This window comes from Janthinobacterium sp. GW823-FHT01H08, from assembly GCF_058797855.1.
Genome location: NZ_CM179504.1, coordinates 4,867,686 through 4,880,954, shown reverse-complemented (window position 1 = coordinate 4,880,954; position 13,269 = coordinate 4,867,686). Strand labels below are relative to the sequence as shown.

Sequence of the window (13,269 nt, the reverse complement as noted above, 5' to 3'; positions counted from 1 at the left end):
CGCCAGCTCAGGCTCAGCACTTGGCCACAGCACCAAAGGCACGCAGCATAAGGCCACAGAGCATCAGGACCACATCACGAAAGGAAGAGTCATGTCGCTGAGCGCCGTTCCTGGAAGGATCCGCAAATTGCAGGTGGTCTCGCGCTCTTCCTCGTGGGGCTGGTGTGGGCATCCGTCGGAACGGCGGCTGTGGATGCCGAGTCAGTTCCTGGCGTGCGCGCCGGAGCCGAGCTCAACGTTGACATCCTTGGCCAGTAGCGGTTGACGAAGGTGATCGACGCCGCCGACATCGCCTCGATGTCGGACCGGCAGGCGCGCGCGTTGATCGGCAAAACCGTCGCGGTCACCAAGGACAAGTTCGTTTTTAATGGAGCGGCGTGTGCATCGCCGACCTACAAGCGAAGCGTCAACGACTTGGCGCGCTCGTTTCGAGAGCAGGGGCATGTGAGCTCGGCAAACATGGGGTTGCCCGAGCCGGTCACGGCGATCGACGTCTGCTGCACCCACCTCTTTTTGAAGGAACCGGGCCGCATCCTGGTCTATTGGAACGGCTTTTATTTCGATGCGGTCAGGACAAGGAAGTGAGTGGCGTCAGAATGGTTATGTCACCATCCATATTACTGAAATTTGGCACTGGAACTGGCGAAGGTCGCGGGACACGTCCATTTTTCAAAGTCGGCCGAGGCGGAGTAGATACCTGCGAGGAAGGAATATCTCCAGCCAACAACGCGTCTACTACTGACGGTCAGCACACTAGCTTGTGTGCTGACATAAAGCCTGGCGTCATTCGCGTTTTACAGGGTAGTGGCGCGTAAGGGCTCGCGCCCTGTTCCAGTAATGCGTTTCTGTTTCAGCCAGTGGTGCCAGACCTTAAAGAGCGACGGTACCGCCGACCGAACTTTCCGGGTCGAAAGAAAATACGCGCAGTTCCGGTTGAACGTCTTCGCCGCGCATAATGCGCACGGTCATGACGAAGGACAATTCCCAGCGACCGGCAGCATAGCCTACGTCCAGATTGTGTTTCCACTCCTGGCGGATGCGGTGCAGGGGCGGCAGTTCCGGTTCGCCCAGCAGTTGCTGAATTTCGAAGTCCAGTGGTAAATGATAGGTGGCGCCCACGGCTTGCAAGAATGGGGATGGCGGCGAGTACACGGTCGGTACTTTCGGACCGATTTGCGTCAATTGCGGTACGGTGATGATGCAGCAGTCGACGATCTGGAACGAGGTGAAGCCGCTTTCCTTGGAGCCACAGCAGGTAACGTCGAGGTAAACGTGCTGGCCTTTCTGGAAGTGTACGCCGCCCATGTAGGGACCGTGGCGGGGGTCTGCCGTTCCATCGCACGAGGTGAAGCTGTAATCCAATTGGTTGGTGATTTGATCTGCATCGAAGTGTACGGATAGCTTCATCCAAGGGCTTACAAGTGTCATTTTTTACTATCTCTTTCCATGTTGATAAGAAATTGCTGGTAGCGGGCATCTCGCCGCAGGTTCAACAGATCGGGGGCCGAATCGATCAGGTTGATGGGGTAGCCGAGTTTGGAGGCATGTAGCACTGCCTGAATCGCTTCTGTACGATTGCCAAGTAACTCATGGGTCAAGGCTGCTCTGAAATGGACATCAGCGCTGTCAGGTGCAATTGAAATAGCTTGCCGCATCCGTTCCATGGCATATTTTTTTTCTCCCAGATAGGCTGAGTACAGCGCCATACGGGAGTTAAAGGTGGCATTGTCAGGCTGGCGCGCCAATATCGGCTTGAGCAATGTGACTGCGCGTTGATAAGATTTTTTGGAGGCGGCGGCTTGTGCAGGGATCCAACGTTGTGCATCGGCAAGGTTAGCCCAAAGCATATAAATGCCAGGGCCACCCTTATTGGATGAGACTGCATTTTCAAAAGCCTGCACTGCTCCTAAATAGTCGCCTTTCGCAAAGAGGCTTGTACCAAGGTTGCTGTATAGCTCCCAATGCGGTTGTAGTTGCAAGCCTTGTTGAAGTACTTGAAGTGCCTCATCATTGCGATTCTGGCGTAGGAGAACCGCATTCAGATAGGCGTAGGCGTTTGACGATTGCGGGTCCAGTTTTATGCTGGTGCGGAAGGCTTGCTCTGCCATTGCATAATCTGTTTGACGATAACGCATCATGCCTAAGAGCAAAGGGAAAAGGCGTTCGCGTGGATAAATTTCGATGGCCTTGTCCAGCGTCACTTGAGCCAAGTCAAATTTACTTGCCTGTATCAACAGGCGCGCTTTGCCTGCAAGTCCCAGCATATTATGTGGATCGAGATTGAGCGCAATCGCCGTTGCCTGCATTGCCGCATCCTGCTTGCCTTGAAGATCCAGAACCCAAGCATGGGCGACATGGGCCAGTGCCACTTGATTGTCGGACATCAGGGCCTGCTGGGCACTGGCATCGGCGCGCTGGAGCCAGGTATCATCGCGGCCATCGCCAATATAGCGCAGGCTGTAGGCGAGAGAGAGACCTGCCGCTGCGGCCGCATTGTGCGGACTATGCTTGAGTACCGTGTTGAAATGTTCGATCGCTTGCGTCTGGCTGGTCTCGCGGTCGAAAACCCGCAGAGCTTCCATACCGGCTGCCATGCTGGCGATTTCCGAAAAAGGTGCGGGCGCTTCTTTGGCTGTGATGAATGACTTCACTGTGGAAGAAATGATTGGCATTTGCCATGCAGCCAAAGCCAGCAGCGCAATCCCGGCAGTGATTTGTAATGTGCGCTTGCGTGGAATGGGCAAGCGGATGGAGACTGCGGGCGCCACATCTACTGGCGGTGGCGTCGCCACGACAGGTGTTGCCAATGTTGTCGTCTCTCTGTGCCCCCCCCCTATCGCCTCGCGCACGTCGCGCATGGTGCGTGGCCGTTCGGCCGGATCGTGCGCCGTCATCGCGCGCACGAGGGCGTTGATGGCGGGCGGGACGGAGTCCGGCAGGTCGGGCCACGGTTCTGTTGCCTGCATGTGGGCGGCGGCCAGGGCCAGGCCGTTCAGGTGGGCGAAGTGGCGCTGGCCGGCCAGCATTTCGTAGAGCATGGCGCCCAAGGCATACACGTCGCCGCGCGTGTCGGGCAGGCGGCCCATCAGGCGTTCGGGTGCCATGTAGGCGATCGTGCCCTGCAGGTCGCACAGGGTGGTCGTTTGTGTGGCTTGCGGGTCGATGTGGCGCGCCAGGCCGAAGTCGAGGATGCGCACCCTGCCGTTTGCTTCCAGCATCAGGTTCGATGGTTTCAGGTCGCCATGGACCAAGTCCATCGCATGCGCCTCGTCCATGGCGTCGGCGATCTGGTAGGCGATGTCGAGCGCAGACTGCAGGTCAGCCTTGCCGCTGTGCATGAATTGCCCCAGGGTCTGGCCTTCGACCAGTTCCATGACGATGGACTGGCTCGTGCCCTGGCCTTCGATGGCGAAAATGCGTACGAAGGCTGCATGCCTGAGCGAGGCGGCCAGGCGCGCTTCATTGATGAGTTTTTCGGGATGCAGCACATCGGCTTGCGGTTTCAGGCGCTTCAGCGCCACGCTACGGCACAGCTTGGAATCCCACGCTTCGAATACATGGCCGAAACCGCCTTCACCCAGCAAGCGGCGCACTTCGTAGTGACCGCTGATCGTGTCGTCTTGCGACGGGGTCTGACGCAGGGAGTCGAGCAGTTCCATATACCTTGGCTTCAGAGTGCATCAAGGTGCGCAGCAGGCATCGGGAAGGGAATTGCGATGGCTTTGTGCGCAAAATGATTGATTTTGAGTAACTTCCTGATTTAAAACGATTGTTTCGAATAAGTCAATTGGTATTGACAAGGAGTGAACAAAAGTTGCTGCCGTGGGCAAGGCATTGCTTGCCGATTCATGCTTGCAATCTTGTTCAAACTCAATTTTCCTTTTCCCCGCTTCCTCAATAATGCTGATGGGGCTGTACCTACATATGCGGGTCAGGCGTTGGGAGCTGGCATGGATGAGTTGTTGCAATTTTACGAGCACGAGCTGGGCACCTTGCATGCGCACAACGAGGCGTTTGCCCGGCGCTATCCGGCCATCGCGGGGGCGCTGGGCATCCAGGGCGGAGACACGGGCGACCCGCACCTGGCGCGCATGCTGCAGGCGTTTGCCATGTTCAACGCACGTACGGCCAAACGGCTGGCTGATGGTTTCGGCACCTTCAGCGAAACCTTGCTGGAAGTGAATTTCCCCCATTATTTGCGCCCGTTTCCTGCCTGCGCCATTGCCCGCATCGATAACGACCTTGCGACGGTGACCGAGCCGGCCATGATCCCGCACGGCACAGTCATGCATGCTGCCGAGCATCAGGGAGTCACCTGCAAGTTCACCACTGTCTACGATGTCGCCGTGGCGCCGCTGCGCCTGTCCGACGTGCGCTTTCAGTCCATCGTGTCGGCGCCGCCCGCATTGCGCCTGACGCCGGATTTGGGGGCGGCGATCAGCATCACGCTCGAAGCGACGGGCGCCACAGCCACGCTGGATGGGCTGCCGCTGTCGATGCTGCGTCTGTTCCTCGACGGCGAGCCTGCGTTTTGCGCCACCTTGCGCGACAGCCTGTTCCTGCGCACCCGGCGCGCCTGTGTGGAAGTCGATGGCGCCTGGCATGCGCTGGACGCGGTGCCCTTGCATCCGGTCGGTTTTTCCGCCGAAGACGCCTTGATACCGGCCCCGGCCGCATCGCATCCCGCTTACCGCCTGCTGGGCGAATGGTTTGCCTTCCCGGATAAATTCAATTTCGTCGACCTGGATATGGCCGCGATGCGTCCCCTGTTGCCTCCGGCGTGCCGGCGTTGCACCGTGCATCTGCTGCTGGCCGAGGTGCAGGTCGATACGGATATCGCGCGCATCCTGCGGCCGCTGTCGGCAAGGCATCTGGTGTTGGGATGCACGCCCGTCGTCAACCTGTTCCGCCAGGCGGCCAATCCCATCCGCCTGACGCACACGAGCGCTGAGCATGTGCTGCTGCCATCGGTCAGGCAGGCGCATTGCTACGATATCCACAGCGTCGACAGTGTGCAGGTGCTCGGTGAAACGCCGCAGGGTGCCACGCTGGACACGTTTCACCCGTTCTATTCGATGCGCCACGGCGAGGCGGGCGGCCGTCAGGGGCGCTACTGGGTGACGCGGCGCGACGAAGACATGGCGCTGAGCAATCCCGGCTATGACATGCGCATCGCCTTTGTCGATGGCGCCATGCAGCCGCTGCACGACGCGACGCAAACGGTGTCCATCATGCTCACCTGCAGCAACCGCGATTTGCCCAGCCGCCTGGTGTTCGGCAATGCCGCTGGCGATTTGCGCCATGACGGCATGGCCAGCGCCTTGCCGGTGCGCCTGCTGCGCAAGCCCAGCGCTGCAGGCCGCTTCCCTGCGGGAGTGGCGTCGCACTGGCGGCTGATCGCGCAACTGTCCCTGAATCATCAGTCGCTGAGCGAGCAGGGTTTGCCGCTCTTCAAGCAAATACTCGAGTTGTACAACTTGCCCGGTTCGGCCAGCGCCGCGCGCCAGATCGCGGGCATGACCGGACTGCGCCAGCGCGCCGCCAGTACCTGGCTGCACGACGAGGCGGGCGGCAGCCTGGTGTTCGGCATTGACGTCCTGCTATCCGTCGATGAGGAAGCCTTTGTCGGCAGCGGCTTGCATGCGTTTGCCCAGGTGATCGAACGTTTTCTCGGACTGTACGTGCACCTGGGCTCGTTTACCCGCCTGATCGTCTTGTCGCAGAAGACTGGAAAGGAGTTGCTGTGCTGCCTGCCCCGCAATGGAAACCAGGCGCTGGTGTAGTCGCGCGCCTGCTGGCCGACCCGTCCGGCACCACTTTCTTTCAGGCGGTGCGGCTGCTGTCTGCCTGGCTGATGCAGCAGGGTATCTCGCAGGAGCAGGTGTTTGATGATTGCCTGCGCCTGCATGGCAGCGCATCGCTGTCGTTTGCGCCGGGAGAAATCGAACAGCTGTGGCTGGAGCAGGAAGCAGATGGTCATACGCAGGTGCATGTGCGAGCGGCAATGCTGGGTTTTTTGGGCGTGCATGGCAGCTTGCCGCTGCATTACACGGAAACGTTCGCCCGCCACGAACGGCAAACGGGCGATGGCGGTCCCCGTGACTGGCTCGATACGCTGTCGCAGCGCGCGCTGGCCCTGTTTTACCAGGCCTGGGCACGTTACCGCATCGAATGCCAGATGGACGCCAACGGCGGCGATTTCCTGCCCCTGCAACTGGCCCTGGCCGGTGCCTGGCCTGCCGAGGTGGCACGGCAGGCGGATGGCTTGCCTGCGCATGTGCTGGCCCATTACGCGGCCTTGCTGCGGCATCGGCCCGTGGCGGCCGACGTGATGCAGGCGGTGCTGGCCGAGTATTTTGGCGTGCCCGTGCGCATGCAGCGTTTTGTGGGTGCCTGGTTCCGGCGCGCGCCGCAGGAGCGCACCCTGCTGGCCACCGCGCACGCCCGGCTGGGGCACGGCGCCATGCTGGGCGAGCGCTGCCGGCGCGCCGACTTGCGCGTGCGCCTGGTGCTGGGACCGTTGGAGCGCCGTGTCTACGAGGATTTCTTGCCCGGCCGGACGGGCGCGCTGGCCCTGCGCCAGATGCTGGCGCTGTTCGGCTTGCCCGGCGTGGGCTTCGAGATACGCCTGGTGCTGCGGCGGGAAGACGTGCGCACCTGCGTCCTGGGCATGGGCGCCTGCCTGGCGCAGGATGCCTTTCTGGCCGGCAAGCTGCCGGCTCGCGACCGTGACGACATGCATTACGACATACGATTCGATGGTTCCGCCTGAGACCGCCATACATATTGTGCCCCGATGACCGCTGGAAGGAAGAAAACCATGGAAGACTTCGCGCAATGGCTGGCCGTGGACAAGGCCTTGACCGCTGGTAACCGAGCCTTGCGGCTGCGCCTCGCTTATCCGGAAGGCAGCAATGAGGATGTCTTGCTGCCGCAGCGCATCAGCGGAAGCGAGGCCGTCTGCGGTGGCCTGGAATACCGCATCCTGTGCGTCGCCACCGAAGCGCGGTTGCCGCTGAAACAGTTCATCGCCGTGCCGGCCGAATTGCAGATCGTGACGGACCAGGGGCAGCTGCGCAGGGTCTGCGGCATCGTCGCCGAAGCGAGCGCGGGGCAAAGCGATGGCGGTCTGGCGACCTATCAACTGGTGCTGCGCGACGGCCTGGCGTTGATGGAAAAACGCGTCAACACGCGCGTGTTTCGCAACAAGCATGAATTGCAGATCGTGCAGCTCCTGTTTGAGGAGTGGCGGCAGGGCAATAGCGTGCTCGCCGCCAGCCTGGATCTCACCATCGATGCGGCGCTGGCGGCGCGCAGCTTGCCCGTGCGCGAATTCACGATGCAGCACAATGAATCCGATGCCGCCTTTATCCGCCGCCTGCTCAGGCGCCGCGGCATCGCCTGGTGTTTCCAGGCGGCAGCGACCGCCAGCGCGAACGCCACCACCATGCCCATGCATGCTCTGCTGCTGTTCGACGACGCCAGCCGCCTGCCGGAAAATGCGGCCGGCACGGTACGCTATCACCGCGACGACGCCACCGAGGAAAGGGATACCGTGACGGCCTGGAGTGCGGTGCGTCGCTTGCAAGCGGGAAAGTTCGAATGCTACAGCTGGGACGATGGCCACCCGCACAGTCCGCAGTTCATGGCCACGCAGTCTCACAGCGGAGCAGATCAGGGCGGGAATGGCAATCGCCTGGCGGCCAGTCTCGACGACTATATCGTGGAGCCGCCGCTGGCCGCCGGCAGCAATGACGAATTGCGGCAATTGGGCCAGCTGGCGATGGCACGTCACGACATGGACAGCAAGTGTTTCCAGGGAGAAGGCTGCGTGCGCGACTTTTGCGCGGGCCAATGGTTCAGCCTGGAAGGGCATGCCGATATCGACTGCCACCCGGTGGCCGAGCGCAGTTTCGTCATCACGGCCTTGAGCGTGGCTGCCAGCAATAACTTGCCGACAGGGCTCGATGCCAGGGTCGGGCGCCTGTTTGCACAGAGCGGCTGGCAGTGCGATGCCGCTCTGGCACAAGGGGCCGGCGCCGATGGCCAGGCGGCTTTGCGCTACCGCAACCGTTTTACCTGCGTGCGGCGTGGCATCGCCATCGTGCCCGCTTTTGATCCGCGCAGCGATTTCCCCGTCGTCCGCCTGCAAAGCGCGCTGGTCGTCGGGCCTGCCGGCGAGGAAGTGCATTGCGATGCGCTGGGGCGCGTCAAGGTGCGTTTTGTTGCGACGCGCGCGCCGGACCACGCGCATGCCAACGGTTCCGGTGCTTCCGATACGGAGCGCGATTCGGCCTGGGTGCGCGTGGCGTCGAGCTGGACCGGCAATGGCCCGGGCAGCGGCAAACAATGCGGCACCTTGAGCTTGCCACGCATCGGCGCGGAAGTGCTGATCGATTTTCTTGGCGGCGACCCGGACCGGCCCATCATCGTGGGCCAGCTGTACAACGCCGTGGGCGCGCCACCCGGCCTGAGCAGCCGCGGCGCCTTGCCGGGCAACCGTTATCTGTCCGGCATGCGCAGCCGCGAAGTGCGGGGCGGGCGCGGCAACCAGCTGTGCTTTGACGACACGCCGTCGCAAATCAGCGCGCAACTGGCCAGCGACCAGGCGGCCACGCAATTGAACCTCGGCTACCTGACCGAGCCGCGCAGCGACGGCGTAGGGCGGCAGCGCGGCGACGGCTTTGAATTGCGCAGCGACGCCAGCGGCAGCGTGCGCACGGCCCGCTCGCTGCTGATTTCGGCCTGGAAACAGCTGGGTGCCAGCGGCAAGCAGCTCGACGGCAACGAGCATGCCGCCGTGATGAAGGAGTGCCTGGAATTGTTTAGCTCCTTGGGCGAGTTTGCCGCCCAGCACCAGGCACTGGCGCTGGACGCGGCCGGCAGCAAGGCGCTGGGAGCGGCGATTGCCGCCGACCAGCCCGCCGTCAGCATCACGGCGCCCGAGGGTGTGGCGCTGAGCACGCCCCGGACCATTGCCGGCAACGCGGGCGCGAATATCGACATGGTGGCCCAGCAGCATCTGCAACTGAGCGCGGCCCAGCGCTGCAACGTCAACGGGGGCAAGGGCATTTCCCTGTTCGCGCACCAGGATGGCATCGTGCAGGTGGCCCATTTCGGCAAATTTTTTCTGCAAAGCCAGCACGACCTGCTGCAGGCGGACGCCGCCAAGGACATCCGCCTGACGGCCGGCACGCGCCTGGTCGGCATGGCGCAGGACGAAATCACCTTCATGACGGCGGGTGGCGCCTACCTGAAACTGTCCGGCGGCGCGGTGGAACTGGGCGGTCCCGGCGCACTGACGGTGAAGACCGATGGCCACCACTGGAGCGGCCCGGCCAGCATGAAGGCGGAACTGCCCACCTTCGGCGAAGGCGAGCTGGGCCGCGTGCCGCGCTTGCTGCGTCCCACCGACGGCTTGCCCGTCGAAGGCGTGGAAGTGCACATCGAGCGCGAAGGCGACAGTCCCTTGACGGGCGTCAGCGGTGCCGACGGGCGCGGGCCGAAGGTGGCGACCGACCACCTGCAGCGGCTGAAGGGATTTTTCTTCCGCCGCCGTTCCTGAACCCCCGTCACTGGAGAGCACACCATGCAATTCGATCCCCACCCGCCGCTGTGCGACGACCCCGAAATCGATATCCTCGGTCAGTTTTCCTGCAACGCCAATTTCCAGAGCAGCGACCGGGACACGCTGCAGCAACTGCCGCTGCCCGGCATCGTGATCTTCGTGCACGGCGTCAATTCCGATGGCGAGTGGTACGCGGCGGCCGAAGAGGGACTGTGCAACGGCCTCAACGAACGCCTCAAGCGTTCCTGCCATCATATGCAGCACCGTGGCGTGGAAGGCGGCGAACTGAAGCCGGTCAGCTATGGCGCCGAAATCACGGCCGAAGGCTTTCTCCATCCGGAGATGTCGGCCGATACCTTGATCCGCGATGCCGGCACTTTTTCTCCCGTGATCCGTTTTCGCTGGGGCTACAAGGCTTCCGGCGAGGAACTGCAGCAATACGGCAAGTGCATCTACCTGAACGAAGACAATTACTGGGGTGGCGGGCCGTTTGCCAATGGCTGCAGCGCGCTGGCCGACCTGTGGAAGGACGGGCTGAGCGAGGGTTTATTCTTGTGGAACACCATCCAGCACATGAATCCCTTCCCGGAACGGCAAGTGTACAGCTGCCCGCCGCGCCCGTATTTCGTGCTGGCCGCCTACCGCCTGGCCAAGCTGGTCGAAGCCATCCGCCAACAGCAGGCCGACGTGCCCGTCACCATCGTGTGCCACAGCCAGGGCACGATGGTGGCGATGGCGGCGGCCTTTCTGGGCACCCGTCTGCCCAAGGTGGATGGCGTTCCCTGCGTGGCCGACAACTATGTGATTTGTAATTCGCCGTACAGCCTGGCGAAATGCAATAGCGCCGAGAACTGGGTGGCCGGCAACCTGCGCGCGGCGGACGGCAGCACGGGCAGGGTGACGGTGCAGGCGCGCATCGCCACCTTGAAAAACTTCTTTGCCATCATCGGCCAGCGCGCCAGCCTGGGCGAGGTGCAGACGGACGAGGAAATCGACCGCTGCATGGCCAATCTGGAGCACGGTTTTTCCGCCGCGGCGGACCGCGAGCAATACGGGATTGCCGGCGCCGCCCGGGGCGGCAAGAAATCATCGTATGGCAGGGTGACCATCTATTGCAATCCGCACGATGTGGTGGTGTCGTCCGTGGCCATCGAGGGCATCGGCTGGCGCGGCCTGTCGGGTTCGCTGGCCAAGGACGGCAAGGACGGCGGCGAACTGGCTGCCACCGAGGCGGCAGGCGTGTGCGTGCAGCGCGTGTTTGCCCAGGGTTTTGAGGTGGGCAAGCAGGGCAGCTATCACTACTGGCGCGATCACTGGCGCAAGCCTGCGTCGGGCGGCAACGATTTCTGGTTTCCGGCGCAGAAATATGCGTCGTATTCCATTAAACAGGGCGTCGAGGCCAGTCAGGAGAGCCGCTTGTCCACCATCCTGACGGTCGGGTTTGCGCCCCTGTTCATCGTGGCCACGGGCCTGGCTCGCAGCCCCTGCAATGCCTCGCCCCACAAAGATTGGAAAATCGAACTGAACGCGCCCGACTTGCTGCCGCCCTTTAAGCCGCAGTCCTTGCGCTTTGGCCAGACCAGCGAGGAATTCGACGAAGGCTACGAGCCGCCCGGCGAATCGCGCCAGGCCGGCAAGCAACGCGCGCCCGGCGACGATTACCTTGCCGATCATGAGATTCCGCCCGGCGGCTTGCAGGGGCTGGCTGGGAAAAACGAAGCCAAACGCATGGACAGGGCCAGGGGCACGGCCGATGACGAGGCGCGCCTGCGATTCGAGCAGCGCGCGGTGATACGCGCGCAAGCCGTACGGGAAGGGAAAAGTCCCGAGGGTCAAAAAGTGCAACAGGAAATGCCCAACGCCACGCCCGACGCCGAGTACCTGCAATGGCGCAGCACGCGGGTAGGGGAAATGATGTCCAGTCAGGCCGGCGCCTACGCCACCGACCATTCCACCATCCTGACCAACCCCATGCACTCAGAGCGGGCGCTTGCGTATGACGTGGCGGTGGGCGTGTGCCGCATCAAGCCGGACCAGCTGCGCAAGTTGAGGGTGGCGGCGGATTGGCGGTTGTTGAGGGCACTAAATAATACTGAATCCGCTAAATTGTTCGAAGAATATTTTAATGATGGGAAATTGCATGGTTTGACCATTACTCAATGGTCTCAGCAGACTGGTGGAGAAGGAAATCTTCCTGTATCCATAGTTGACGTGAGAGAGAACCCTGCTCTTGATTCTCGTCCTAATTTCGGTGAACGAGCATTTTTATAAAGAGAAATCACATTTCATATAAATTCCTAAATATTAAGTAAATATTTATCTTGTTGGAGATCATGTCATGGCTAGATCTATATTGTTATCTATACTCGGTGCGTTTTTGATTGTTTTAGTTTTGTCAGCTTGCGCCCGTTTACGTACATCGGCAAACATAGTGACTCCTGTCGTTCCTATTGATGGATCTTTAGTGCAGAGACCATTTCTGGCTCAGGTAGTCGGGTTGCAATGGTTAAATCCTTTGCATCGTAGAGACTATCCCACTGAATGGCAGCTACTTTGGACCCTTGGCCTGGCACGGCCTAATCCGAACGATGATATGGTAAAAGAAAAACCTGAAAAATATTCTAAGTTGCAGAGTATTGCCTCCATTGCTATAGGTAATGAAGGCTCTGAAACTTTCGATGGATACCATGAAAAATACATTAATGAGTTAATGAACTTGTACCATGATGTGTATTACTCCGACTCGGAATATTTTTATAACGTTCATTCAGCCGAGGACAAATCACGCTGGCGAGAGTTGGCTGGTATTCATATCGAATATGCCCTGCCAGAAGGTAAGCTCGATCCGGTCGAAACGATAGCATTTGTGCGCAAAAGAGTTGCAAGGACTTTTAGCATCGGCAACATCCACTCTCCCACCCTGTGGACCCGCTCCACCCCACCCGACGTCCGCGTCACCATGGGCGGCCCCAACGCCGGTTTCACGTCACTTTCCGCCGCGCTCGACTATCTGCAAACCCACCCCAAGGAAACCGTCTGGGCCATGAATTGGGATGCGCCCAGCCGTCCCCTGGACCGGCAGATCAACGAGAACCTCGTGCTGCTGGTGCTGGCCGGTCCCGACTACAAGACGGAGCGGGCGCCGCTGGCGTGGCTCGGCTATCCGAGTGCCAAGAAGGTTGCCGATTTTGAAGTCAAAAAGGGCGAACCGCCGCGACTGGTGCAGGCGTGGACGGCGGCCATCGAAGAGGCTGCGGCTAAGGCCAATCAAGCGGAGACCGGGATCGGTTATGTCATCCACGACGCTGGCAATACGCATCAGGATTCGTCCGCGCGGCTCGCTGCGCTGGCGCAGACGCTTACCGTGCAATTGCCGGAATTCGATCTGCTGAAGCAAAGCTTCAATCTGACGGCCGTGCTGGGCGAGACGGGCGCGGGCACGGCGCTGACGAACGTGGCGCTGGGCATCGCTTACGCGCACCATTTCGGTAAACCCGTGCTGGTGGCCGGCACCAGCGACCTGCTTGCCCCCGTGGCGCTGGTGGTGGCGCCGCCCGCCGTCGTGCGGCCGATCCGGCCCGACAAACCGTGGTTCCGCGCGCGCAGCGGCAACCATGCATATCTGCCCTGGTGGGGCTTGCGCCACGATGCGCCCGAGTATTACCAGGGGTTTTCACAGTGAAACGCGATCAGGAGGCAAT

Annotated in this window: 8 protein-coding genes; 6 read left to right on the top strand and 2 right to left on the bottom strand. The window is 61.2% G+C overall.

The genetic code is table 11. The features are described from left to right. The first annotated feature begins 270 nt into the window (after positions 1-270). Positions 271-585 carry a hypothetical protein gene (locus AC3RCG_RS21900; RefSeq protein WP_492402004.1) on the top strand — a complete coding sequence of 105 codons (315 nt, stop codon included), beginning with the start codon at positions 271-273 and terminating at the stop codon, positions 583-585. A 285-nt stretch (positions 586-870) separates the two neighbouring features. Here the strand turns inward: AC3RCG_RS21900 and AC3RCG_RS21895 are convergent, their stop codons facing one another. After that, complete coding sequence (locus AC3RCG_RS21895; RefSeq protein WP_070221418.1) at positions 871-1,407, bottom strand: hypothetical protein; 537 nt, start codon at positions 1,405-1,407, stop codon at positions 871-873. Positions 1,408-1,424: 17 nt separating this feature from the next. After that, the gene (locus tag AC3RCG_RS21890; RefSeq protein ID WP_492402006.1) at positions 1,425-3,659 is read right to left on the bottom strand and encodes a serine/threonine protein kinase; all 2,235 of its coding nucleotides are present in this window, start codon (positions 3,657-3,659) and stop codon (positions 1,425-1,427) included. Between the two features lie 291 nt (positions 3,660-3,950). On the opposite strand from AC3RCG_RS21890, the gene tssF reads away from it, so the two are divergent. The 5 genes from tssF (at position 3,951) to AC3RCG_RS21865 (ending at position 13,250) form a co-directional block, all read left to right on the top strand. Continuing rightward, a complete protein-coding gene (gene tssF / locus AC3RCG_RS21885) occupies positions 3,951-5,783 on the top strand; it encodes a type VI secretion system baseplate subunit TssF (protein ID WP_492402008.1) in 1,833 nt (610 codons plus the stop codon). Continuing rightward, the gene (gene tssG, locus AC3RCG_RS21880) at positions 5,744-6,772 is read left to right on the top strand and encodes a type VI secretion system baseplate subunit TssG (protein ID WP_083286936.1); all 1,029 of its coding nucleotides are present in this window, start codon (positions 5,744-5,746) and stop codon (positions 6,770-6,772) included. The genes tssF and tssG overlap by 40 nt, the downstream gene beginning before the upstream one ends. Positions 6,773-6,820: 48 nt before the next feature. Beyond that, the gene (locus AC3RCG_RS21875) at positions 6,821-9,565 is read left to right on the top strand and encodes a type VI secretion system Vgr family protein (protein ID WP_492402009.1); all 2,745 of its coding nucleotides are present in this window, start codon (positions 6,821-6,823) and stop codon (positions 9,563-9,565) included. A gap of 24 nt (positions 9,566-9,589) precedes the next feature. Continuing rightward, a complete protein-coding gene (locus AC3RCG_RS21870; protein WP_070311017.1) occupies positions 9,590-11,839 on the top strand; it encodes a T6SS effector phospholipase Tle3 domain-containing protein in 2,250 nt (749 codons plus the stop codon). Positions 11,840-12,434: 595 nt separating this feature from the next. After that, on the top strand, positions 12,435-13,250 hold the full coding sequence (locus AC3RCG_RS21865) for a hypothetical protein (RefSeq protein ID WP_492402010.1): 816 nt from the start codon (positions 12,435-12,437) through the stop codon (positions 13,248-13,250). The last annotated feature ends 19 nt before the right edge of the window (positions 13,251-13,269 follow it).

Bases quoted from the DNA above. Each gene is read 5' to 3' on its own strand.
- AC3RCG_RS21895 (WP_070221418.1), bottom strand. From the start codon at position 1,407: ATGAAGCTATCCGTACACTTCGATGCAGATCAAATCACCAACCAATTG.
- AC3RCG_RS21890 (WP_492402006.1), bottom strand. From the start codon at position 3,659: ATGGAACTGCTCGACTCCCTGCGTCAGACCCCGTCGCAAGACGACACG.
- tssF (WP_492402008.1), top strand. From the start codon at position 3,951: ATGGATGAGTTGTTGCAATTTTACGAGCACGAGCTGGGCACCTTGCAT.
- AC3RCG_RS21875 (WP_492402009.1), top strand. From the start codon at position 6,821: ATGGAAGACTTCGCGCAATGGCTGGCCGTGGACAAGGCCTTGACCGCT.
- AC3RCG_RS21870 (WP_070311017.1), top strand. From the start codon at position 9,590: ATGCAATTCGATCCCCACCCGCCGCTGTGCGACGACCCCGAAATCGAT.